Origin of the sequence: Nonomuraea sp. NPDC005983 (assembly GCF_040614375.1) — a bacterium.
Taxonomy (GTDB): domain Bacteria; phylum Actinomycetota; class Actinomycetes; order Streptosporangiales; family Streptosporangiaceae; genus Nonomuraea.
This window is the reverse complement of record NZ_JBEXUP010000009.1, coordinates 21,607-43,330: the sequence shown is the minus strand read 5'-3', so window position 1 is coordinate 43,330 and position 21,724 is coordinate 21,607. Positions and strand designations below refer to the sequence as shown.

Annotated in this window: 22 protein-coding genes; 15 read left to right on the top strand and 7 right to left on the bottom strand. The window is 69.1% G+C overall.

What is annotated here, in order from left to right:
- Positions 1-202: 202 nt before the first annotated feature.
- Complete coding sequence (locus tag ABZ297_RS07020) at positions 203-1,699, top strand: serine/threonine-protein kinase (RefSeq protein ID WP_355340653.1); 1,497 nt, start codon at positions 203-205, stop codon at positions 1,697-1,699.
- Between the two features lie 18 nt (positions 1,700-1,717).
- On the opposite strand, the gene ABZ297_RS07015 is transcribed toward ABZ297_RS07020, so the two are convergent.
- Positions 1,718-2,659, bottom strand: a complete 942-nt coding sequence (locus ABZ297_RS07015; RefSeq protein ID WP_355340650.1) for a YafY family protein — start codon at positions 2,657-2,659, stop codon at positions 1,718-1,720.
- A gap of 89 nt (positions 2,660-2,748) precedes the next feature.
- On the opposite strand from ABZ297_RS07015, the gene ABZ297_RS07010 reads away from it, so the two are divergent.
- From ABZ297_RS07010 to ABZ297_RS06995, 4 genes are all read left to right on the top strand, one after another.
- Positions 2,749-3,222 (top strand): VOC family protein, encoded by a 474-nt coding sequence (locus ABZ297_RS07010; RefSeq protein WP_355340647.1) that lies wholly within the window; start codon positions 2,749-2,751, stop codon positions 3,220-3,222.
- Between the two features lie 116 nt (positions 3,223-3,338).
- Positions 3,339-4,568, top strand: a complete 1,230-nt coding sequence (locus ABZ297_RS07005) for an SMI1/KNR4 family protein (RefSeq protein WP_355340644.1) — start codon at positions 3,339-3,341, stop codon at positions 4,566-4,568.
- Between the two features lie 106 nt (positions 4,569-4,674).
- Positions 4,675-5,244: a TetR family transcriptional regulator gene (locus tag ABZ297_RS07000; protein ID WP_355340641.1), complete on the top strand. Its 570-nt coding sequence runs from the start codon at positions 4,675-4,677 to the stop codon at positions 5,242-5,244.
- A gap of 101 nt (positions 5,245-5,345) precedes the next feature.
- Complete coding sequence (locus ABZ297_RS06995; protein WP_355340638.1) at positions 5,346-5,813, top strand: AAA family ATPase; 468 nt, start codon at positions 5,346-5,348, stop codon at positions 5,811-5,813.
- Positions 5,814-5,964: 151 nt separating this feature from the next.
- Here ABZ297_RS06995 and ABZ297_RS06990 read toward each other — a convergent pair whose 3' ends face one another.
- On the bottom strand, positions 5,965-6,549 hold the full coding sequence (locus ABZ297_RS06990) for a DinB family protein (protein ID WP_355340635.1): 585 nt from the start codon (positions 6,547-6,549) through the stop codon (positions 5,965-5,967).
- Between the two features lie 116 nt (positions 6,550-6,665).
- Here ABZ297_RS06990 and ABZ297_RS06985 point away from each other — a divergent pair, with 116 nt between their 5' ends.
- The gene (locus ABZ297_RS06985; RefSeq protein WP_355340632.1) at positions 6,666-7,208 is read left to right on the top strand and encodes a GNAT family protein; all 543 of its coding nucleotides are present in this window, start codon (positions 6,666-6,668) and stop codon (positions 7,206-7,208) included.
- A 137-nt stretch (positions 7,209-7,345) separates the two neighbouring features.
- On the opposite strand, the gene ABZ297_RS06980 is transcribed toward ABZ297_RS06985, so the two are convergent.
- Positions 7,346-7,768 (bottom strand): hypothetical protein, encoded by a 423-nt coding sequence (locus ABZ297_RS06980; protein ID WP_355340629.1) that lies wholly within the window; start codon positions 7,766-7,768, stop codon positions 7,346-7,348.
- Between the two features lie 280 nt (positions 7,769-8,048).
- Here ABZ297_RS06980 and ABZ297_RS06975 point away from each other — a divergent pair, with 280 nt between their 5' ends.
- From ABZ297_RS06975 to ABZ297_RS06965, 3 genes are all read left to right on the top strand, one after another.
- Positions 8,049-8,183 (top strand): hypothetical protein, encoded by a 135-nt coding sequence (locus tag ABZ297_RS06975; protein ID WP_355340626.1) that lies wholly within the window; start codon positions 8,049-8,051, stop codon positions 8,181-8,183.
- A gap of 2 nt (positions 8,184-8,185) precedes the next feature.
- Positions 8,186-8,635, top strand: a complete 450-nt coding sequence (locus ABZ297_RS06970) for a group II truncated hemoglobin (RefSeq protein WP_355340623.1) — start codon at positions 8,186-8,188, stop codon at positions 8,633-8,635.
- 62 nt (positions 8,636-8,697) lie between these two features.
- Positions 8,698-9,423 carry an SGNH/GDSL hydrolase family protein gene (locus ABZ297_RS06965; RefSeq protein ID WP_355340620.1) on the top strand — a complete coding sequence of 242 codons (726 nt, stop codon included), beginning with the start codon at positions 8,698-8,700 and terminating at the stop codon, positions 9,421-9,423.
- A 10-nt stretch (positions 9,424-9,433) separates the two neighbouring features.
- On the opposite strand, the gene ABZ297_RS06960 is transcribed toward ABZ297_RS06965, so the two are convergent.
- Positions 9,434-10,225 (bottom strand): MBL fold metallo-hydrolase, encoded by a 792-nt coding sequence (locus ABZ297_RS06960; protein ID WP_355340617.1) that lies wholly within the window; start codon positions 10,223-10,225, stop codon positions 9,434-9,436.
- 48 nt (positions 10,226-10,273) lie between these two features.
- Here ABZ297_RS06960 and ABZ297_RS06955 point away from each other — a divergent pair, with 48 nt between their 5' ends.
- Positions 10,274-10,663 (top strand): MerR family transcriptional regulator, encoded by a 390-nt coding sequence (locus ABZ297_RS06955; RefSeq protein WP_355340614.1) that lies wholly within the window; start codon positions 10,274-10,276, stop codon positions 10,661-10,663.
- 68 nt (positions 10,664-10,731) lie between these two features.
- Here ABZ297_RS06955 and ABZ297_RS06950 read toward each other — a convergent pair whose 3' ends face one another.
- Positions 10,732-11,916: a hypothetical protein gene (locus tag ABZ297_RS06950; RefSeq protein ID WP_355340612.1), complete on the bottom strand. Its 1,185-nt coding sequence runs from the start codon at positions 11,914-11,916 to the stop codon at positions 10,732-10,734.
- 111 nt (positions 11,917-12,027) lie between these two features.
- Positions 12,028-13,662, bottom strand: a complete 1,635-nt coding sequence (locus tag ABZ297_RS06945; RefSeq protein ID WP_355340609.1) for a phospholipid carrier-dependent glycosyltransferase — start codon at positions 13,660-13,662, stop codon at positions 12,028-12,030.
- A gap of 77 nt (positions 13,663-13,739) precedes the next feature.
- On the opposite strand from ABZ297_RS06945, the gene rsmI reads away from it, so the two are divergent.
- Together rsmI and ABZ297_RS06935 are read left to right on the top strand one after the other, a co-directional pair.
- Positions 13,740-14,588 carry a 16S rRNA (cytidine(1402)-2'-O)-methyltransferase gene (gene rsmI, locus ABZ297_RS06940; RefSeq protein WP_355340606.1) on the top strand — a complete coding sequence of 283 codons (849 nt, stop codon included), beginning with the start codon at positions 13,740-13,742 and terminating at the stop codon, positions 14,586-14,588.
- Between the two features lie 52 nt (positions 14,589-14,640).
- Positions 14,641-16,185, top strand: coding sequence for a phospholipid carrier-dependent glycosyltransferase (locus tag ABZ297_RS06935; RefSeq protein ID WP_355340603.1), 1,545 nt, complete (start codon positions 14,641-14,643; stop codon positions 16,183-16,185).
- Here the strand turns inward: ABZ297_RS06935 and ABZ297_RS06930 are convergent.
- The gene (locus tag ABZ297_RS06930; protein WP_355340600.1) at positions 16,121-17,665 is read right to left on the bottom strand and encodes a hypothetical protein; all 1,545 of its coding nucleotides are present in this window, start codon (positions 17,663-17,665) and stop codon (positions 16,121-16,123) included. The two genes, ABZ297_RS06935 and ABZ297_RS06930, sit on opposite strands and share 65 nt — an antisense overlap.
- Before the next feature lie 99 nt (positions 17,666-17,764).
- Here ABZ297_RS06930 and ABZ297_RS06925 point away from each other — a divergent pair, with 99 nt between their 5' ends.
- From ABZ297_RS06925 to ABZ297_RS06915, 3 genes are all read left to right on the top strand, one after another.
- Positions 17,765-19,000, top strand: a complete 1,236-nt coding sequence (locus tag ABZ297_RS06925; RefSeq protein ID WP_355340597.1) for a glycosyltransferase family 2 protein — start codon at positions 17,765-17,767, stop codon at positions 18,998-19,000.
- A 72-nt stretch (positions 19,001-19,072) separates the two neighbouring features.
- Positions 19,073-20,854, top strand: a complete 1,782-nt coding sequence (gene metG / locus ABZ297_RS06920; RefSeq protein ID WP_355340594.1) for a methionine--tRNA ligase — start codon at positions 19,073-19,075, stop codon at positions 20,852-20,854.
- Between the two features lie 5 nt (positions 20,855-20,859).
- Positions 20,860-21,714, top strand: a complete 855-nt coding sequence (locus ABZ297_RS06915; RefSeq protein ID WP_355340591.1) for a TatD family hydrolase — start codon at positions 20,860-20,862, stop codon at positions 21,712-21,714.
- Positions 21,715-21,724 lie beyond the last annotated feature (10 nt).

Genomic DNA, 21,724 nt, shown 5'->3' with positions numbered 1-21,724 from the left:
CGCCGGCCGCCGGAAGGCGGGGCTGTGAGGTGCAGAGGCGCGTGCGACGCGGATCGCGGCGAGAGCCGCGGTAGCGCGCGGATACCTTTGATCACGATTCACTCGCCTCTCGCCGCATTGGCCCCTACTATCGACTTGCCCGGCCGACCGTGAGATCCAGGAGGCGACGGATGGTCACAGTGCCTCAGGCGCCCGTTGGGACATGGTGGCGCTGCTAGCGGGCCGCTATCGGCTGCTGTCGCAACTCGGTCAGGGCGGCATGGGCACGGTCTGGCGGGCGATGGACGAACTCCTGCAGCAGGAGGTGGCCGTCAAGGAGGTCAGGCTCCCACCGGACCTCGACGACGCCTCGCGGGCCGAACTGACCGAGCGCACGCTCCGCGAGGCGCGCGCGGCCGCGACCCTACGCTCGAACCCGTCCATCGTCACCGTGCATGATGTGGTCCTCGACGGCGAACGGCCGTGGATCGTCATGGAGCTGGTCCGCGGCCGCTCCCTTGACCAGGTCGTACGCGACGACGGCCCGCTGCCGCCGCAACGGGTCGCCACGATCGGCGTCCGGATGCTCGACGCCCTCGCGGCCGCGCACGCGTCCGGGATTCTGCACAGGGATGTCAAACCCGCCAACGTCCTGCTCACCGACGACGGGCGGGTGTTGCTGACCGACTTCGGCATCGCGATCATCGCCGGAGACTCCGCGCTCACCCAGACGGGGCTGCTGTCCGGCTCGCCCGGCTACATCGCCCCGGAGCGCCTGCGCGGTGAGGCCGACGGCCCGCTCGCCGACCTGTGGTCGCTGGGTGCCACGCTTTTCACGGCGGTGGAGGGCGGCCCGCCGTTCGCCCGTCCGAACGAGGCCGCGGTGCTGGCGGCCGTGCTGATGCAGGAGCCGGCCCCCTTCCGACTGGCCGGCCCGCTCGCACCTGTGCTGGCCGCGATCCTGGAGAAGGACCCGGCGCGTCGCTGCTCTCCCGAGGAGGTGGCCGGCTGGCTGGAAGCCATCGCACGAGGGGCCCCCACGACCGGCCCAGCCCTCAGGCAGGAGCGGACCCAGCCGAGACGCTTGCCTCGCCGCCGCCGCCGCACCCAGGTCGTCCTGGGCGCCGTGCTCGCGGTGGTGCTGATCGTGGCGGCGGGGGTGGCAGTCGTGCCGTACCTGTTCCCGAACGTCATCCGCATCATCGGGTACGCGCTCGCGCCTCCTGCCACCTACTCCGTCGTGCCTCCGATGGTGCACACCCCCTCGGCCACGCCGTTGATCGGGCGCGACTTCGAGGCGTGCGACCTGCTGAGCAACGCCCAGACGCGCTCGTTGTTCGGCACCTCGATGAAGCGCCAGTGGATGCTGGCCCAGACCTGTTCCTGGAACGGGGCGGACGCCACCTCGCTGAATATCACGGTGACTCGCCTGCCCGGTGCCTCGTTCGCCACGCAGTTCTACGACAACATGGTCGATTTCATGAAGGACGAGCCGAAGCGCACCCCGGGGACCAAGGTCCGCAAGGGGCCGGACATCGGCGACGCGGCGTTCAGCTACACCCGACGCATGCGTTTCATGACGTACCTCTACGAGACGAAGATCGTCTACCGGTTCTCGAACGTCTCGGTGGTCATCGACGTCAGAGCCCGGCACCCCGGCTTCGCGACCGCCGATCGGGCGGCCAAGCTTGTTGTGGCGTCCCTCAACAAGTATCGCTAGCCATGCTGGTGCTCCTGGCTACTGGGCCGCTGCGCGGGTGAGGCGGGCGGCGAGGGCCAGCAGGCGCGCGTTCAGCTCTGCCGGCTCGTGCACCTCGAACTCGCAGCCCAGCGCCAGCAGCCGGAAGGCGAGCCAGTCCAGCGTGTCGGCGTGCGTGCGCAGTCGGCACGTCCCTTCGGAGATCGGGGCGACCTCGCCCAGGCCTCTGATCGCCTCGGTCACAGGCGTGTGCAGGGTGATGACCGCCTCATAGGTGGGTGCGAGCGAGTAGAGCTTCTCGGTCACGTAGGCGGCGGCGTCCTCGGCAGGCAGGTCGCGCGGCGCGATCCTGGCGCCGGTCGCGTGCAGGTCGGCGATGCGGTCGATGCGGAAGATCCGCCAGTCGTCGCGGTCGCGGTCGTGCCCGAGCAGATACCACTGCCGCCCGGCCGCGACCATGCGGTGGGGATCGACCAGGCGCGTGCTGGTCGATCCGTCATGGGCCCGGTACGCGAACCGCACCCGCTCCCGGTTGGCCACGGCTGCCGCCAGAGTCGTCAGCTGCTCGGGATCGACCTCGGGCCCCGGGACGCCTGGGATCGGAACGGTGGCACCGCCCAGCGACCTGACCCGGTAGCGCAGCCGAGCTGGCAGCACCTGCTCCAGCTTGGCCAGGGCGCGCACCGACGCCTCCTCGATCCCCTGCACCGGATGCCGGGCCGCGGTGGACAGGCCGACGGCGATGGCCACCGCCTCCTCGTCGTCCAGCAGTAGCGGCGGCATCGCGGTGCCCGCCACCAGCCGGTAGCCGCCGTCGGCTCCCATGGTGGCCTCGACCGGGTAGCCGAGGGCGCGCAGGCGCTCGATGTCGCGCCGAACGGTACGGCGGCTGACGCCCAGGCGCTCAGCCAGCTCGCCGCCGGGCCACTCGCGTGGGGTCTGGAGCAGGGACAGCAGGCTTAGGAGGCGGGATTCCGTCATAGTCCAAGAATGCCCGCTGATATAGGACGGGATCTGACCTACTCCCGGAATAGCGTCGCTCGTACGTACTTCGCGTTCCTGGAGGAAGCATGACTGTCAATCCCATCCCCGAGGGCTACACCACCGTGACGCCGTGGATCATCTCCCACGACACCGCCGGGCTGATCGACTACCTCAAGAACGCGTTCGACGCCGTGGAGCTGGGGCGGGTGACCGACGACGAGGGGCGCATCGGCCACGCGGAGGTGCGGGTCGGCGACGCGGTGGTGATGATGTTCGACGCCAAGCCCGACTGGCCGCGGACACCGGCCTTCCTGCGCCTGTACGTCCCCGACGCCGACGCCACTCACCGCCAGGCCGTCGAGGCGGGGGGCACGTCGCACACGGAGGTCACGCACCTGTTCTTCGGCGACCGGGTCGGCCGGGTCCGGGACCCGTTCGGCAACCTGTGGTGGATCCAGACCCGCATCGAGGACGTCTCTCCCGAGGAGATGGAGCGCCGCCTGAGTGACCCGGTGTTCACCAAGGCGATGGCGTACGTCCAGGGCGCCGACCTCTCCTGAGCTCAGAACCGGCGGCCCTGGCGAGGTGCTCCCGGCGTGGACGCTCAAGGGCTCTTCGGGATCATCCGGAGGGCTTTTGATCTCCATGCAGACCGATTCCCGGTACTCTGCCGGACGTGCGGCGATTGATCACCTCCCGCGGGGTATGGCTCGCGCTTGGGGCGGCCATTGCGGCAGCGGCGATCGTCGCGCTCGTGCGCTCTCGCCGGCGCCCGACGGGAGGGCGTCCAGTCCGGCAGGACGAGGCAGCTGCCTCGTACCCCGCCGAGACCGAGAGCGGACCCGGATCTCGCTGGCCCCCGGTCCCGATCCTCGGCACTCCCACCGCTGAGGATCTCAAGCGCTACGACTCCAAGCCCTCCGTCGTCGACCGCCCCACGTTCGCAAGAATCTTCAGCGCCGGCGAGCCGGGGGAGCCGCTGGACGAAGCCGCCCGACGTCGCCTGACCCGTTGGGGCATGGCCGGACTCACGCTTCTCCTGCTCGCTGTCGGTACTCAAACCCTTGAATCTGCGGTCTTCTCCAAGGAAACGGGGGTGGAGGTCTTCGCGGAGACCTCCACCGAGTACGCAGATGCGGTCCAGGACGAGCCATGCGCCGCTTGCCTTTTCGCTGCGATCGACACGGATTCCGCTCCAGACAGCGATCACGTCCCTCAGCCGAGCGAGGGAGGGGAGACGCAAGAGCCGGTTCCGGCCGATGAGTCGAGCCCCGACGCGGACTGCCGGCCCAAGACCGCCGACCCGCGAGTACGGACGCTCAACGCGAAGGTGACCCGGGCAGTGGACCGGCAGTGGCAGCGGATCGAGGCGTGGCTGAAGACCAACGCCCCAAGGAGCTATCGCACGCTCGGCAAGCCAGGAAAGGCTGAGACCATCGCGGCGGCTGAGGCGCAGATGGGCGTGCGGTTCCCCGACGACCTGCGGGCCTCACTCCTACGGCACGACGGGGCCGTCATGATGAAGGACACCTGGGGCTTCGGTTTTCTGGGCCACGAGAACCTGAGTGTCCTGAGGATCCGGGACACGTGGCGAAGCCTGTGCGAGATCGACGCCGAGGACGAGGGTGGCGTGGAGTTCTCCGATCCACGAACGGAATGGTGGGACGGGCGCATGCTCCCCATCGGCGCCAACGGGATGGGCGACCACCTCGTGATCGACTCGGTGAAGCGTGACGTCGGCTACACCGATCATGAGGGCAGTATGAGCTTCACGCCTGGAGGGGGCCGGATTCGTTCGTACTACGCGCTGCTCAAGGCCACCGCCGACGCCATGGAGAACGGCGGCTCCGTCGGCTACTGGAAGCCCCAGGCGGTCGCCGGTGAGCTCGACTGGAAGGTCCTCTGAGCCGGCTGGTTCGCCCGCAGGCGGGCGATCGCGAGGACGCGACCGACTCGGCCACCTCCTGTGTTGATCGGCATAGAATATGATTGTCGGCACAAAGGGAGGTGCCATGACAACGCGACGAGAGCAGACGAGTCAGGAGAGCCGCGAGCTGATCCTCTCGGCGGCGGCGGAGCTGTTCGCGGAGAAGGGGTACAGGCAGACCACGTTCGCCGACGTGGCGGAGCGGTCCCGGATCAGCAGGGGCTCGATCCCGTGGCACTTCGGCAGCAAGGAGGGGCTGCTGCTCGCCGTCCTCGAGCGCTCGCTGGACGTGATCCGCAGCGGGCTACCCGAGGAGGCGGCGAGCTTCGACAACATGCGGCAACGCGCCGACATGCTCATGCGGCTGCCCACCTCGAAGCTCTTCGTCACGCTCCTGGTGGAGGCGCTGGAGCCCGGCTCGCCGATCCACGACCGCTATGTCGAGATCCACAACACGTTGCGCGACCTGTGCAGGAGGTGGCTGGAGAGTCTCCCGCTGCCCCCGGGCACCTCTGCGGAGGCGCTGGCCGTCACCGTGGTGGGCGCCGTGATCGGCATCCACCAGCAGTGGCTCCTCGCACCCGACCGCATCGACCTGGCGGAGGCGTTCGCCCCCCTGCGGCTGCTGGTGACCGCCCCGCCGCCGGCCCCATAGCCGCCGAACGGCCAACCGGGCGGTGGTCCGCTCGGTCAGGCGACTGCTGTGCGAGATGGGGAAGGAAGAAGGTTGTCGGTCGCCGTGTATAGCCTTTCGACATGCCGAAAGTCTTGATCACTGGAATGTCGGGCACCGGCAAATCGACTTCCCTGCAGATCCTGGGCGCGCGAGGGCATCGAACCGTCGATACCGACTACGGCCGGTGGAGCCACTGGGTGACCCTGCCCGACGGCTCGTCCGACTGGGTATGGCGGGAAGAGGCGATGACCGATCTGCTCGCCGACCACAAGGAAGGCAGCCTGTTCGTGGCCGGTTGTAAGAGCAACCAGGGGCGGTTCTACCCGCAGTTCGACCACATCGTGCTGCTGAGCGCGCCCGCTGACGTGCTGCTGGCCCGCGTCGCCGAACGAACCAACAACCCCTACGGCAAGCGGCCCGAAGAGCGGGCCGCCATCCTGCACCACCTGGCCGTCGTCGAGCCGCTGCTACGAGCCACCGCGACCGTCGAGATCGACGCCTCAGCGCCGATCGACAGAGTCGTACGGCAGCTCGAGGAACTCGCCTGACCTGCTCAGGTCGCGGGTTCGGGCCCCGTCGCAGGCTTCGGTCTGCATAGCTCAGTCGGCAGAGCCTCGAACAACCGGTGGGCCGCCCCACGTCCGTGCCGGCTCCAGACCTGATCGTTCGCCGGGTTCGTCGGCCGGACAGCCGCAGGACCTAGCCGGCTTCCTGTGCCGCGCGCTCCAGCCGGCCCCGGTAGGTCTCCCACCACGCCTGGTCAACCGGCGCCATGTTGTCGTTGCCTGCTCGCATCCCGACGGCCCCGTCGATCAGCTCCCGGACGATGTCGGCATGTCCGGCGTGCCGATTTGTCTCGGCGATCACGTGCACCAGGATCTGGTGCAACGTCACCTGGCTCCGGTCGTCCGGCCACCACCGCACGTGGCCGGTCGCGTCCAGCGCCAGCGCGTGGATCGTCGCGTCCGAGTGCGCCCATGCCCGGTGGTACAGGCCGACGATCTGCTCGCGCGACTCGTCGGCGGTCGCCCACAAGTCGGCGTTGGGCTCCGCGTCGTCCTCGAACCAGGGCAGCGGCTCGTTGGACGGCCGGTCGAAGGTTCCGCCGAAGTACTCAAGCTCGACGCTGGCCACGTGCTTGATCAGCCCCAGCAGGTTGGTGCCGGTCGGCGTCAGCGGCCGCCGGATGTCGTACTCCGAAAGCCCCTCCAGCTTCCACACCAGGGCCTCGCGGGCGGACTGCAGGTAACGATGAAGATCCGCTTTCGGATCCGATCCGGTCATGCCGGGCATTCTGTCACCTTCTTCCCTCTTTCGATCTGTCTGCGAAGTCGATTGAGAGCACAGGCCAGGATGGGCCTGGTTTGCCGCCGGACCGCCCGGTCGGATAGGAATCCTGCATGCTTAGAGGTAACAAGGTCGGGCTCAGGGCCCGGCACGAGGACGATATTCCGATCCTGCGGGCCGAGCTCTACGACGACGTGGTCAACTCCGCGCGGGCCGAAGGCCGACCGTGGCGGCCGATCACGCCCGGCTCGAAGGATCCGCGGCTCGTGGTGGACGACACGGAGCAAGGGCACGTCCCGTTCTCGGTCGTGGAGCTGGACGGCGGCACGCTGGTCGGCACCGCGACGCTGTGGGGCATCGACAACCACAACCGGTCCGCGCACATCGGGCTAGGGCTGCTGCCGTCGGTCCGCGGCAAGGGCTACGGCACCGACGTGGTCGCGGTGCTGTGCCACTACGGTTTCGTCGTGCGCGGCCTGCAGCGACTGCAGATCGAGACGCTGTCGGACAACGCCGCGATGCTGCGCTCCGCCGAGCGCAACGGCTTCGTCCGCGAGGGCGTGCTGCGCTCCTCGGCCTGGGTGATGGGCGAGTTCCTGGACCAGGTGCTGCTCGGGCTCCTCGTCCAGGACTGGAAGCCGGACTCGAAGGCCTAACTCTGATCTTCGCGTTCGGGACTTCGTGAACATGTCGCGCTTGGCTAGGTGTAGCTGGTCAGGTGGTGCGGCGAGGCTTGGTGCCTTTGCGGTGATGAGCTGGGCGTGGACGGCACGTGGTACTCGAACATCTCCTCTCAGTCCGGTTCCCAGTACTTCTCCATGGCCTTCTCCAGGTCCCGCACCACCGGGCTCCAGGAAGAGGGCAGCGTGTAGCGGCTGACGCGGGTCCCCCGGTAGGCGATCGTGTACTTGATGAAGTCGGCGCCCTGCGGCTGGGGCTCCGAACGCCCGAGACGCAGGTTCTTCAGGTGAGCGCGCAGCGTCCGCATCTCCGTCTCGGTCAGGCACTCGTCCACGGTCGGCCCCATGCGGCGGCTCAGCCGGACACATCCGTTGGTGTACACGATCACTTGATCGTTGAGCCCCGCGAAGCCGCCCTCCTTGTGGAGCGTGATCAGCGTCCTCGTCTTCTCGGTGTCCGCCTGGGCCGGCTCCGTTGCGCCCATGCCGAGCGCGAGGACGAGCGCAGGTAGGAGCGTGATTCGCCAGTTCTTCATGCCTCTTTCACGTACCAGAACGACGAACGGCTCAAACGTATTCGACGCGGCGCGAGCGCGATCCACGGCGTGGACGGGTTCACCTCCGCGATGAGCCGCGCCCAAGAGATGGTCGGCGGACAGTCATTGGCGATCCGGTAGGAGTTGAACCGGGTCGAAGTGAGCGCATCTGCGTACGGTGCCGCGCACTGCCGGAAGAGGGCGATCGGCTGCGGCTGTCTGGGGGCCGAGTCATCTGATTGCTTCACCTGCTCGGTTCTGAAGAGCAGGTGGAAAGGACGTGCTGGACGGCGTCCTTTCTTTCATCGCGGTGTGCGCGGTTCGCGGAGAGGGCAAGGTCAATGAGGCGGACATGCAGGTGTCCGCCTGCCCGGAGAATTCCTGGCCCGCCGGGGAATTGCGTGTAATGATGTAATTATGGAAACTCTTTTCGAGCACGCCGGCGGCGAGGAAGGTCTCCGCCGGTTCATCGAGATTTTCTACGGAAGCGTCCTGGTGGATCCGGTGCTGCAGCCGTTGTTCGGTGCCGGACGTCCTCGGCATATCGACAACCTGACGGCCTTCACCGCCGAGACCTTCGGCGGCCCGGCCACCTTCTCCGCGGAGATGGGCGGCTTTCCGCTGTTGATCAGAGCGCATCGAGGGCTGAGGATCACCGAACCGCAGCGCCGCCGATTCGTCGAGCTGTACCTGGCGGCGGCCGATCGGGCAGGGCTGCCCGACGACGAGCCGTTCCGGGAGGCGCTCCGCTCCCACGTGGAGTTCGGGACGCAGGTGGCCATGCAGAACTCCCACGCCGAGACGGACGACCAGTTGCACCCCCTGCGCGAGGTCCCGCTCTGGGACTGGGAGGCGCCGTCCGGTTGACAGGTGGGTGAGTGCTCACTCACCCTATGAGTGAGTGAGCACCCACTGACTGGAGAGATGAAGTGACAGAGCGCATCGTCTGTGTGGGTGACAGCATCACCCGAGGCCAGGTCAGCGTGGACTACGTCCAATTGCTGCGCAGACGGTTCCAGGACCGGCCGTACACCTTCGTCAACCACGGCGTGAACTACGACCTCGCCTACAACGTCGCCGGACGCCTGGACCGGATCGTCGCCGAGGACCCCCACCACGTGATCGTCCTCGTGGGCACGAACGACGCGAACGCCACCCTGGGCGAGGCCAACAGGCGGCTCATGACGCTGATCAAACGGCTGCCGGTCAGGCCGTCCGCCCAGTGGTACGCCGACAACCTGGCGGCGATCCTCCAGGGCCTCGAAGAGCGCACGTACGCGCGGGTCGCCGTGCTGTCGCTGCCGGTCATCGGCGAGGACCTGGACTCGGTCCCGCTGCGCAGGGCCGGCGAGTACAGCGCCATCGCCCAGGAGGTCGCGGCGGCGCACAACGCCGACTACCTGCCGCTCCACGAACGCCAGGTCGAGGACCTGCGCACCTCGGGCCACCGGCCCGGCACGCACTACCGGCCCGGGATGCTGCTGTCCTCGACGGCCTCGACCCAGCACTTCGTGCTCCGCCGCAGCCTTGACGAGATCGCCGAACGACGCGGCCTGCGGCTGACCACCGACACCGTGCACCAGAACAGCCGCGGCGCCGGAATGATCGCCGACCTGATCGAGGAGCACCTGATGGTCCGATCCGGACACGCCTAGGGGGAACGGCTCAGGTGCGCGAGGGGAGCCGCTGAGCCAGCTCCCACGGGTCGTGGGCGGAGACGACCGTCACCTCCTCGGGCAGCTCGCGCAGCCGCGCCTGGTTGGCGAGCCGCAGCTCCGCGTCCACCTGGGACCTGAGCTGGACGATGTCGAAGAGCGGGTGCGACTCCGGGGCCGTGCGTGACAGCTCGCGGTGGTAGAAGTAGGCGTCACCGGCGTGCAGCAGCCAGCGGTCGCCGTCGCGCACCGCCACGCCCGCGTGGCCGCGTGAGTGCCCGCCGAGCGGCACCAGCAGGATGTCCCGCAGCCCTGTCAGTTCGTGCGCGCCGTCGAAGCCGAACCACGGCGATCCGCCGTCCGCGTAGGTGACCCAGCGGGGGCCGTGCGCCCAGTGGCCGGTGCGGTAGCGAAGGCTGGGGCCCTCGGCCAGGGCGGCGTCCAGTTCGGCCGCCATGAGGTGGACCTCGGCCTGCGGGAAGTCGGGCAGGCCGCCGCTGTGGTCGACGTCCAGGTGTGTCAGGACGATGTGGCGGACGTCGGCGGGGTCGTGACCGAGCGCCGCGATCTGCTGTACGGCGGTCTCCGCGGGCGTGAGCGACGGTTCGACCAGCGCCACCCAGTCGGGGTCGAGCAGTTCGCCGGGACGTGCCACGTCGTCGGTGCCCAGGCCGGTCTCGACGAGCACCAGCGAGTCGGCGGTCTCGACGAGCAGGGCGTGGCAGACGGCGTTGGCCGGAGCGAGGTCGTACGTGGACTCGATCTCGCGCATCGAGCCCAGGTTGAGGTGGTGGATTCGCATGCGGTCTAGACTGCGACTTGAAGCGCGGTTCAAGTCAAGGGAGTGCGGATGCTGCTCGACATCGGAGAGGTGGCGCAGCGCTCCGGCCTGGCGCCGTCGGCGCTGCGGTTCTACGAGCGCAAGGGCCTCATCATGGCCGACGGGCGCAACGGTCTGCGTCGCGCGTACACCCCGGAGACGCTGGAACGGCTGGCGCTGATCGCCTGCGCCCGCGACGCCGGGTTCGCGCTGGCCGAGATCGCCACCTTCCTGGGGGCCAGGCCGTCCGACACGGAGCTGCGCGAGCGGATGGCGGCCAAGGAGCGCGAGGTGAGCCAGCGCGTCGATCAGCTCACCCGGCTGCGTGACAGCCTGCGGCACGCCGCCGTCTGCACGCACGACCCGATCGTGGACTGCCCGGAGTTCAAGCAGGCGCTGGGTCGAGTTCCCAGCGGCTGAGACGCCGGTCCGGGCGCCTCGCAGGCGCCTGGATTCGACGGCCGCCGCCGGTGAGGCGCCGCGGGGCCTCAGCCGGCGTTGACGTACTGCCGGGGGCGCAGCGCGTGGGCGCGCAGCGCGGCCATGGCCGCGAACTGGCCCGGCCGCGTGAGGCGTACCGCCAACTCGTCGCCGAAGGCCAGGTCGAGCGCGGTGAGCTGCCCCACCAGGTCGCTCACGGGCGCGGACACGTCGTCGAGCCCGGTCGTCGGGTGCCAGCCTTCGCCGCCGACCACCTCGGCGACCTTCTCGCGCAGCTCGGCGGGCGACATCAGGACGCCGTCGGCGAGCAGCATGAGCGCGGCCTCGCGCGCCGACGCCTCGAACTCGTGCTCGCCCTTGGCGAGCAGCAGCCTGGTGACCGCCTCCCACATGGCCTCGGACGAGTCGAGCAGCGCCCGGCCCCGCTCGGTGATCGTCAGCCTGGCGCCGCGCCGGGTGAGCGCACCCAGCTCGTGCTCGGCCAGCTCGCGCAGCCTGAGCGCGGCGGGAGACGGGGCCAGCCGCAGCGGCAGGCTCTCCTCGGACGCGGCGAGTGACAGCAGGCCCTGGAGGGCGGGCAGCGGCTGCGGCGTGACCGGCGCGTGCAGCCGGACCTCGAACGGCTGGGCCAGCTCCCGCCTGGCCGGGCCGCGTCCGAGCACCCAGCGGTTCAGCCGCTCGCCGTGCACGCGATGCAGCCAGTTGTCGCCGCCCAGCTCGGTGCGGGGTTCGGTGAGCCAGCGGGTGGTCAGCGCCTTACGGTCGATCGGGTCGCCGGCGACGATCGCCAGCTCCAGCGCCGCAGAGCAGGCCACGTGGGCGCCCAGCTCCTCGGGCCCCATGATCATGCTCCACTGCAGGTCGGGCACGTCGGGCGGGAGGACTCCCGTGGCCTCCAGCGCCTCCTGGTAGGCGGCGGTGCCGGCGTCCTCGCCGTCGCGCTGGTAGGTGCGCAGGATCTGCGTGGTGGTCGGGGACGCGCACAGTGCGGCGTAGCGCTCGAGCCCGCCCAGCTGGAGCAGCCGGCCGAGGGCGCGGGCCAGCCGCTCGTGGTCGCCGCCGACCTTGAGCGGCAGCGTGTACCAGAGAAATTCGCAGACGTCGAGCTGGGTGACCGTCTCCAGCGGCTCCCCGCCCGTCAACCACTCGACGGCCGTTCTGGCGTCGTCGGCCAGATCCGGCTCGGATCGCTCCAACTCGGCCAGGAGCGCGGTGACGTCCGGTGCACTCATGCCTCGAAGTTTGCCGTATCGACCCCGGGCCTGACGATGACCGAATCCGGTGCGTATTGGGTCTTGCACAGCGACTACCCTACGAAAGCCCTATTGAGCGGATATGACCGGTTAGATCCATCGTTTGTCGAAGAGCATTCTCGCCTTCCACTCTGTGTAAGGAATCAGCTCCGCCGACAGGATCGGGTGCAGCCACCAAAAGTTGATCAATGCTAGCAGGGCGAAGGCCCCGACCGTGGCGGCACCCAGGGTTCGGCGCATGGGCAGCGCGCCCGTCGCCGTCTGCGTCGCCGGGCCGATGATCAGCCCGGCGCAGAGCGTGATGGCCAGCACCATGAACGGGACCATCGGCACCGCGTAGAACAGGAACATCGTGCGGTTCTGCGCGATGGCGAAGTAGAACCACGGCAGCCAGCCCATCGCGTACGCCAGCAGCACCGCGCCCGCCCGCCAGTCGCGGGAGGAGACGTACCAGGCGATCAGCGCCACCAGCGCGGCCAGCGCGCCGAACCAGATCACCGGCGTGCCCACGCCCAGCACGGCCTCGGAGCAGTCCTTGGCCGCGCCGCAGCCGCCCTGCTTGCCCTCGTAGTAGAAGGCGACGGGACGCAGCAGCAGCGGCCACTGCCACGGATCCGACATGTACGGATGCGAGGTCGCCAGCCCGCTGTGGAAGCTGAAGACCTGCCACTGGTACTGCACCCACGACCGCGCCGAGTCGATGACGAAGTAGAACGGCCCCGACGAGGTGGCCTGGTCCCAGTGGCGGCCGTAGCCGGTGGCGGTGGCGAACCAGCCCGTCCAGGTGGCCATGTACGTGACGAACGGCACGACGGCGAACGCGATCGCGCCGTTGGACACGTCCTTGGAGAGCGCGCCCAGGTACGGGTGGCGGACGCCCGCCGCCCTGCGCGCGCCGAAGTCCCACAGCAGCGACATGATCGCGAAGGCGACGGCGAACGCCAGCCCCGACCACTTGACCGCCATCGACGCCCCCAGACAGGCGCCGGCCGCGATCCGCCACCACCGCACGCCCAGCGACGGCCCGTGCGCAGACACCGGGGAGTTCTCGTACCAGTCGGCCAGCCGCCGCCGGGCCTGGTCACGGTCGACGACCAGGCAGGCGAACGCCGCGAGCACCCAGAACATCAGGAAGATGTCGAGCAGCGCGGTACGGGACAGCACGAAGTGCAGGCCGTCGAGCGCGAGCAGCAGGCCCGCGAAGCAGCCGAGCAGGGTCGAGCGGGTCATCCTGCGCGCCAGCCGGGCCAGGATCAGGATCGACAGCGTGCCCACCACGGCCGCCGCGAACCGCCAGCCGAACGGGTTCATCCCGAACAGCCACTCCCCGGCCCCGATCATCCACTTGCCCAGCGGCGGATGGACCACGTAGGAGGCGCACTTGTCGAGCGTCTGCTCCGTGCACTTCTCCCAGATCTCGGTGTTCCCGGCGATCAGCGCCTTGTCGGCGTCCTTGACGGCGACGCGCTCGACCAGCCAGGTGATCAGCGAGTACGCGTCCTTGGCGTAGTAGGTCTCGTCGAAGACGACGGCGTTGGGATGGCCCAGGTTGACGAAGCGGAGGATGCCGCCGAAGACGGTGACCAGCAGCGGACCGATCCACCCCCACAGCACGCTGCCGCGCATCGGCGGGACCAGCCGGTCACGTACCGATGATGTTCGGGGACTGCTCTCGTTGGCCTCGGGATCGCCGAAGGCCTTGTACGGGAAATCGGTCACCGCCATTCGGACATCGTACGGGCCCCAAGCAGGTGCTTACCCAGGAATCACCGCCAATTCGGATGCCCTGCCACAATGGTTCAGTGACGGGAAACGGCAGGTTGGTGCTGGCAGGAGCCCCGATAGGACAGGCGGGGGACGTCTCGCCGCGGCTGCGCGAGGTGCTCGGGAGCGCCGACGTGGTGGCGGCCGAGGACACCAGGAGGCTGCGCAGGCTGGCCACCGAACTCGGCGTGGAGATCACCGGGCGCGTGGTCTCGTACTACGACGCCAACGAGGCCGGACGGGCGCGGGAGCTGCTCGAGATGCTCAAAGAGGGCCGGACGGTGGTGGTCATCACCGACGCCGGCATGCCGGGCGTCTCCGACCCCGGCTACCGGCTGACGAGTCTGGCCGTGGAGGAGGGCGTCAAGGTCACGGCGCTGCCGGGGCCGAGCGCCGTCACCACCGCGCTGGCCGTCTCGGGCCTGGCCAGCGACCGGTTCTGCTTCGAGGGCTTCCCGCCGCGCAAGCAGGGAGAGCGCGCCCGCCGCCTGGCGTCCCTGGCGGAGGAGGAGCGCACGATGGTGTTCTTCGAGGCGCCCCACCGGCTGCACGACTCGCTGGAGGCGATGGCGGAGGCGTTCGGCCCCGACCGCCGCGCGGCCGTCTGCCGCGAGCTGACCAAGACCTACGAGGAGGTGCGGCGGGGCGGCCTGGCCGAGCTGGCCGAGTGGGCGGCGCCGGGCGTCAAGGGCGAGATCACCGTCGTGGTGGCCGGTTACGTCGCCGCGGCGGGCGAGCTCGACGTCGACGATCTCGTCGCCGAGGTCGATCGCCGGGTGGCCGAAGGGGAGCAGCGCAAGGCCGCCATCGTGGACGTCGCCAAACGTGCCGGGCTGCCGAAGCGCGAGCTGTACGACGCGGTTCACAGGAGATCCGACACCCCATAGGGTGCGCATCGTGAAGAACTGGGGGGTTTCATCGCAAAGGCTGGTCCCGCCGATGCAGGGAACCGCCCTGTGGGGGTGGCTCGGCCCCATCCTGGTCACGATCTTCGGCGGCATCCTCCGCTTCGTCCGGTTACAGGACCCCAGGGCGATCGTCTTCGACGAGACGTACTACATCAAGGACGCGTACTCGCTGATCAGGTTCGGCGTCGAGCGGATCACCCTCGGCACCGACAAGGACCCCATCGCAGACAAGCGCCTGATCGCCGGCGACCTGGACATCTTCAAACAGTGCCCCCAGTTCGCCGACTGCGGGTCCTACGTGGCCCATCCGCCGCTGGGCAAGTGGATGATCGGGGCCGGGGAGCAGCTGTTCGGGATGAACCCGTTCGGCTGGCGGTTCGCGGCGGCCGTGGTGGGCACGCTGTCGATCCTGATCCTGGCCCGGCTGGCGCGCAGGATGACCCGCTCGACCCTGCTCGGCTGCCTGGCGGGCCTGCTACTGGCGCTCGACGGCCTGCACCTGGTGCTCTCGCGCACGGCCCTGCTGGACATCTTCCTGATGTTCTGGGTGCTGGCCGGGTTCGCCTGCCTGGTCGTCGACCGCGACCAGGCCAGGCGGCGGCTGGCCGACTGGCGCGACAGCTCGCCGCTGCCGGACCTCGGGCCGCGGCTCGGCGTGCGGTGGTGGCGGCTGGGCGCGGGCGCCTGCCTGGGCGCGGCCTGCGCGGTCAAGTGGTCCGGAGTGTTCTTCCTGATCGCGTTCGCGGTGCTGTCGCTGATGTGGGACTCGGGTGCCAGGCGCGCCGTCGGGCTGCGGCAGCCGTACCGGGGGATGTTCGCGCTCGACCTGCCCGGCGCGCTCGGCGCGCTGCTCGCCGTGCCCGCGGCGACGTACGTGCTGACGTGGACGGGCTGGTTCGTCACCGCCGGAGGCTACGGACGCAACTGGGAGCAGGCGACGTCCTCAGGGCCGCTGTTCTTCGTGGTGGACTCGGCGCGGTCCTGGCTGCAGTACCAGTGGCAGGTGCTCGGCTACCACACCGGCCTGCACCTCTACCACCCGTACATGTCGGACCCCTGGACGTGGCCGGTGCTGTATAGACCGGTCTCGTTCTACTACCCGGCGGACCTGCCGTCGTCGGCGTGCGGGGCCGACAAGTGCTCGCAGGCCGTGCTCGGCGTCGGAACGCCCGCCCTCTGGTACGGCGCCCTGCTGGCCCTGCTCGGGCTGATCGCCTGGTACGTCTACTCCCGCGACTGGCGGGCGGGCGCGGTGCTGCTGGCCTACGCCGCGGGCTGGCTGCCCTGGTTCTACTACGCCGTCGCCGACAAGCGCACGATGTACCTCTTCTACATGATCCCGCTGCTGCCGTTCATGGTGCTCGCCCTGGTGCTGGTGGCCGGGCTGGCGCTGGGCAAGCAGAACGCGCCCCCGGCGCGCCGGGCGGCGGGCGCCGCGGCCGTGGGCGCGTTCGCGCTCATCGTGCTGATCAACTTCTGGTGGCTGTACCCGGTGCTGGCCGCCGAGACGATCACGCAGGGACAGTGGTGGGCTCGGATGCTGACGAGTTCTTGGGTGACCGTCGCCCCCAAATGAGACCGTGCCGCAGCGTGATCGCCGCCGCCATGCAGGCCAGGGGGACGGCGGGCAGCAGGTAGCGGTAGTCGAACTCGGCCGTCGCTGCGGGCGCCAGGATCAGGCCGAACGCGCCCAGCCAGGGCAGCACCACCGGGCCGCCGAGCCTGCGCCAGCGCACCACGACCCCGTACAGGCCGATCAGCAGGATCCCGCCCAGCATGATGCCGCGCAGGTAGAAGACCTTCTGGTAGGCGCTCATGATGTCGGCCCAGGGGTGCGCGATCCGCGTCTCCGGGGGGCCCTGCTCGTAGGCGAACGCGTCGGTGTCGGTGCGGCCGCCGATCGACGGCCACTTCGGCAGCCGCTTGGGCTGGCCGTTCTCGTCGAGGTCGTAGTACGGCTTGAACTCGTACATGTTGTACGTGGACGGGTCGGGGAAGATCGGCCGGTTCCAGTGGAAGGCGCGGAAGAAGTCGCGGGCGACCACGGCCAGGTAGTCGCCGGGTTGCGAGGTGATCGCCCGGGTGGCGAACGCGCTCGCGGCCTCGTTGGTGAACTCGGTGAACTTCTTGTTGGCCCCCCAGCGGTGCAGGACCTCGCCGGTGCCCTTGCCGTCGCCGCTGCCCTGGCCCCACAGGTACCACTGGGCGTAGTCCTTGCGCTCGTCGACGGGGTCGTTGATGCACAGCAGCGCGAGCTGGAGCTCCTTGTAGGTGTCGATGTGCATCTTGTTGCAGTCAGCGAAGATCGCTGTGCGCATGTAGAGGATGAGTCCGTCGCTGTTGGTCATGGCGAATTTCCCGAAATTTGTGGCGAACCACCCCATATAAGCCACCACAGGGATCGCGCAGGCCGTGAGCACCGCCACGATCGGCTTCCAGCCGGTCCTCTTGATCAGCAGATAGGTCGCCACCAGCGCCAGGATCGGCAGCCCGATCGAGCGCGTAAGCCAGGTGAGCGCGAGCAACAGCCCGACCACCGCGCCGATCTTCCATGACATCCGCCGGTTCCACAGCACCAGCGTGATCACGCCCATAACCAGCAGAATGAACATGGTGTCGGACATGACCATCTGTTCGAGCTGGATCTGGTAGGCATCGAACAGTACTGGCGCGGCGGCCAGCGTGGCGCCCCACTTCGGCAGCGCGAACTTCCTGCGCAGCAGCGCGTACATCAGCGCGGCCGTGGCCAAGCCCATCAGATGCTGGGTGAAGACCACCAGCGTGAAACTGTGGAACGGCTTCAGCAGCAGCAACCAGAACCCGTAGCCGTCGGGCCGGATCGGGTGCGGCCTGGGGTGCAACGCCACCGAGACGTACTCGTAGGAGTCGTTGAACCACATCGCCGGCCCGTATCCGAGCATCGTCACGAGCCGCAGCACCCCGCCCACGGCGAAGGCTGCGGCGAACACCCGATGACGGCGCAGGAACGCCAGCGCACGAGCGGTCCTGCCAGGGGCGGAGTGGTCCACAGGGGTAATCTCCGCGACGCTCACCATGCTGTAAAGAATGCCAGTCGTTTTTTGGTCTTGACCCGACCAGCTCTGGGCACAGGGCATGATGGTGTGCTTGAAGAGCCTTAACTGAAGGGTTGAGACGTGGAACTGACGGTGGTCATGCCCTGCCTCAACGAGGCGGAGACCGTGGAAGTCTGTGTGCGCAAGGCAGTGGCGTGCATGGAGGAGCACGGTATCGACGGCGAGGTCCTCATTGCCGACAACGGCAGCACGGACGGCTCGCAACAGCTCGCACGCGATGCGGGAGCCCGGGTGGTCCACGTTGACGAGAAGGGCTACGGCAACGCGCTCATGGGCGGCATCAGGGCCGCCCGCGGCAAGTACGTCATCATGGGCGACGCCGACGACTCCTACGACTTCACCGGATTGCTGCCCTTCGTCGAACAGTTGCGCGACGGCGCCGACCTGGTGATGGGCAACCGCTTCAAGGGCGGCATCGCGCCCGGCGCCATGCCGCCGCTGCACCGCTACCTGGGCAACCCGGTGCTGTCGTTCATCGGCCGGCTGTTCTTCCCGTCGGCCATCGGCGACTTCCACTGCGGCCTGCGCGGTTTCCGTCGCGACTCGATCCTGCGGCTCGGCCTGCAGACCGGCGGCATGGAGTTCGCCAGCGAGATGGTCGTCCGCTCCACCCTGTCGGGCCTGGACGTCCGCGAGGTGCCCACCACGTTGTCGCCCGACGGCCGATCCCGCCCGCCGCACCTGCGCTCCTGGCGCGACGGATGGCGCCACCTGCGCTTCCTGCTGCTCTACAGCCCGAAGTGGCTGTTCTTCTACCCGGGCATCTTCCTGATGATCCTCGGCCTGGTCGTCGGCACCGCGCTGACGTTCGGCCCGGTCGTGATCGGCGAGCTGGCCTTCGACGTCGACACCCTGGTCGGCGCGTCGGCGGCGGTGGTGATCGGCTTCCAGGCGGCGCTGTTCGCGCTGTTCACCAAGGTGTACGCGGCGGAGGAGGGCTTTCTACCCGAGTCGCAACGGGTCCGGAAACTCATCGACATCGTGAGTCTGGAGAAGGGCCTCGTGGTCGGCGGCCTGCTGGCCGTCGCCGGTCTGGTCGGCCTGGTCATGTCGCTGGCTCACTGGCAGGGCCGCAGCTTCGGCGAGCTCGATCCGCGTGAGGCGCTCCGCATCGTCGTCCCCTCGGCGACGGCGCTCATCATGAGCTTCCAGACGATCTTCGCGGCGCTGTTCATCAGCATCCTCGGCATCCGCCGCACCAAGGAGACCTCGGTCGACGTGGCTGCCAAGGCCGCGGAGGAGGCCGCGGAGGCGGTCTCGCGCGAGGAGTCCACCGCCCCCGCCGACACGCACTGAACCGCCCCCGCGCCGTACCGGAAATGGCCAACCGGTTCGAGGCGGGGGGCGCAGAGCCGTAGGCTTGGGGCTATGTCCCAGCACATCCTGACCGCCGTCGCGTGGCCGTACGCCAACGGCCCCCGCCACATCGGGCACGTCTCCGGGTTCGGCGTGCCATCCGACGTCTTCAGCCGCTACCAGCGGATGGCGGGCAACAAGGTGCTGATGGTGTCAGGCACCGACGAGCACGGCACGCCCATCCAGGTGCAGGCCGACAAGGAGGGCGTCACCGCCCGCGAGCTGGCCGACCGCTACAACCGGGTGATCGCCGAGGACCTGACCGGGCTGGGGCTGTCGTACGACCTGTTCACCCGGACGACCACGAACAACCACTACGCCGTCACCCAGCAGATCTTCAAGGGCCTGTACGACAACGGCTATATCTTCCCGAAGACCACGATGGGGGCGATCTCGCCGTCCACCGGTCGCACCCTGCCCGACCGCTACATCGAGGGCACCTGCCCCATCTGCAGCTACGACGGGGCGCGCGGCGACCAGTGCGACAACTGCGGCAACCAGCTCGACCCGATCCAGCTGATCAACCCGCGCAGCCGCATCAACGGCGAGGCCCCGGTGTTCGTCGAGACCGAGCACTTCATGCTCGACCTGCCCGCCTTCGCCGAGGTGCTCGGCTCCTACCTGCAGTCCAAGCAGGGCGAGTGGCGGCCCAACGTGCTGAAGTTCGCGCTCAACCTGCTCGACGACCTCCAGCCGCGGGCGATCAGCCGCGACCTCGACTGGGGTGTGCCGATCCCGCTCGACGGGTGGCGCGACCAGCCGAACAAGCGGCTGTACGTGTGGTTCGACGCGGTCATCGGCTACCTGAGCGCGTCCATCGAGTGGGCGAAGCGGTCCGGCGACCCCGACGCGTGGCGCCAGTGGTGGCAGAACCCCGACGCCAAGAGCTACTACTTCATGGGCAAGGACAACATCGTCTTCCACGCCGAGATCTGGCCGGCGATGCTGTTCGGCTACAACGGGCAGGGCGCGCGAGACGGCCGGCCCGGCGGGTTCGGCGCGCTGAACGTGCCGTCCGAGGTGGTCTCCAGCGAGTTCCTGACCATGGAGGGCAGGAAGTTCTCCTCCTCCAGGCAGGTCGTCATCTACGTCCGCGACTTCCTGGCGCGCTACGACGCCGACGCGCTGCGCTACTACATCGCGGTCGCCGGCCCCGAGAACCAGGACACCGACTTCACCTGGCAGGAGTTCGTCAACCGCAACAACGGCGAGCTCGTCGCGGCCTGGGGCAACCTGGTCAACCGGTCGATCTCGATGGCGGCCAAGAACTTCGGCGCGGTGCCCGAGCCGGGCGACCTGACCGACGCCGACCGCAGGCTGCTCGAACGCTCGCGCAACGCGTTCGCGCCCGTGGGCGCCGAGCTGGGTCGTTCCCGGTTCAAGAACGCCATCACCGAGGCGTTCGACGTGGTCCGCGAGGCCAACAAGTACCTCGCCGAGCAGGAGCCGTGGAAGCTCAAGGACGACCCCGAGCGGCAGAAGTCGATCCTGCACGTGGCGCTGCAGGTGGTCGACGACGCCAAGACCATGCTCACGCCGTTCCTGCCCAGCTCGTCCAACAAGGTGCACGCCATGCTCGGCGGCGAGGGCGTCTGGTCGGGCATGCCGGAGATCCGCGAGGTCGACGAGGAGGGCGGCGGGTCGTACCCGGTGATCACCGGTGAGTACGACGGCGGGGCCCGCTGGGAGCACCGGGCGATCACGCCGGGCACCCCGCTCGCGCCGCCCGTGCCGCTGTTCAAGAAGCTCGACCCGAAGGTCGTCGAAGAGGAGCTGGCCCGGCTGGGCGAGTGACGTCCATGAGCAAGGTTCCCGCCGCGCCCGAGCCGCTCTCCGCTCCGGTGTTCGACAGCCACTGCCATCTCGACATCATGGTGGGCAACCGCCAGGCGTCCTCGGGAGATCCGGTGGCGCAGGCCGCGCAGGCGGCGTCCGCCACCGTTCGCGGCATCCTCGACGACGCGCGCGCGGTGGGCGTGACCCGGCTCGTCACGATCGGCTACGACCTGCCGTCGTCTCGGTGGAACGCCGAGACGGCGGCCGGGCAGGAGGGCGTCTACGCCGGGGTGGCGATCCATCCGAACGAGGCGCACGCCGCCACGCCCGAGGTGCTGGCCGAGATCGAGGCGCTGGCCGGGCAGGCGGGCGTCAGGGCGGTGGGCGAGACCGGGCTCGACTACTTCCGCGACTGGGCCGCCAAGGACGACCAGCACGCCTCCTTCCGGGCGCACATCGAGATCGCCAAGCGCACCGGCAAGGCGCTGGTCATCCACGACCGCGACGCGCACGACGACGTCCTGAAGGTGCTCGCCGCCGAGGGCGCTCCCGACGTGGTGGTCTTCCACAGCTTCTCCGGTGACGCCGAAATGGCGAAAAAGTGCGTTGAAGCCGGATATTTCATGTCATTTTCCGGGCCTGTCACGTACAAGAACGCCGGGTACCTGCGCGAGGCCGCCCAGGTCGCGCCCGTCGAGCTCATGCTGGTCGAGACCGACGCCCCGTACCTGCCGCCCGTGCCGCACCGGGGCAAGCCCAACGCCCCCTACCTCATCCCGCTGACCCTGCGCTGCCTGGCGGAGGTCAAGGGGGTCTCCGCCGACCGGCTCTGCGAGGCGATCAGCGAGAACGGCGTCACCGTGTTCGGCGAGTGGTGACGTCCGGCGC

What these genes read in the sequence shown, in the direction of transcription:
- ABZ297_RS06930 (WP_355340600.1), bottom strand. Translation starts at nt 17,665, where the DNA reads ATGGTGAGCGTCGCGGAGATTACCCCTGTGGACCACTCCGCCCCTGGC.
- ABZ297_RS06935 (WP_355340603.1), top strand. Translation starts at nt 14,641, where the DNA reads ATGCAGGGAACCGCCCTGTGGGGGTGGCTCGGCCCCATCCTGGTCACG.
- ABZ297_RS06990 (WP_355340635.1), bottom strand. Translation starts at nt 6,549, where the DNA reads ATGACCGGATCGGATCCGAAAGCGGATCTTCATCGTTACCTGCAGTCC.
- ABZ297_RS07000 (WP_355340641.1), top strand. Translation starts at nt 4,675, where the DNA reads ATGACAACGCGACGAGAGCAGACGAGTCAGGAGAGCCGCGAGCTGATC.
- metG (WP_355340594.1), top strand. Translation starts at nt 19,073, where the DNA reads ATGTCCCAGCACATCCTGACCGCCGTCGCGTGGCCGTACGCCAACGGC.
- ABZ297_RS06945 (WP_355340609.1), bottom strand. Translation starts at nt 13,662, where the DNA reads ATGGCGGTGACCGATTTCCCGTACAAGGCCTTCGGCGATCCCGAGGCC.
- ABZ297_RS06960 (WP_355340617.1), bottom strand. Translation starts at nt 10,225, where the DNA reads ATGCGAATCCACCACCTCAACCTGGGCTCGATGCGCGAGATCGAGTCC.
- ABZ297_RS06970 (WP_355340623.1), top strand. Translation starts at nt 8,186, where the DNA reads ATGGAAACTCTTTTCGAGCACGCCGGCGGCGAGGAAGGTCTCCGCCGG.
- ABZ297_RS07015 (WP_355340650.1), bottom strand. Translation starts at nt 2,659, where the DNA reads ATGACGGAATCCCGCCTCCTAAGCCTGCTGTCCCTGCTCCAGACCCCA.
- ABZ297_RS06980 (WP_355340629.1), bottom strand. Translation starts at nt 7,768, where the DNA reads ATGAAGAACTGGCGAATCACGCTCCTACCTGCGCTCGTCCTCGCGCTC.
- ABZ297_RS06950 (WP_355340612.1), bottom strand. Translation starts at nt 11,916, where the DNA reads ATGAGTGCACCGGACGTCACCGCGCTCCTGGCCGAGTTGGAGCGATCC.
- ABZ297_RS07020 (WP_355340653.1), top strand. Translation starts at nt 203, where the DNA reads ATGGTGGCGCTGCTAGCGGGCCGCTATCGGCTGCTGTCGCAACTCGGT.
- ABZ297_RS06915 (WP_355340591.1), top strand. Translation starts at nt 20,860, where the DNA reads ATGAGCAAGGTTCCCGCCGCGCCCGAGCCGCTCTCCGCTCCGGTGTTC.
- ABZ297_RS06955 (WP_355340614.1), top strand. Translation starts at nt 10,274, where the DNA reads ATGCTGCTCGACATCGGAGAGGTGGCGCAGCGCTCCGGCCTGGCGCCG.
- ABZ297_RS07010 (WP_355340647.1), top strand. Translation starts at nt 2,749, where the DNA reads ATGACTGTCAATCCCATCCCCGAGGGCTACACCACCGTGACGCCGTGG.
- ABZ297_RS06985 (WP_355340632.1), top strand. Translation starts at nt 6,666, where the DNA reads ATGCTTAGAGGTAACAAGGTCGGGCTCAGGGCCCGGCACGAGGACGAT.
- ABZ297_RS06995 (WP_355340638.1), top strand. Translation starts at nt 5,346, where the DNA reads ATGCCGAAAGTCTTGATCACTGGAATGTCGGGCACCGGCAAATCGACT.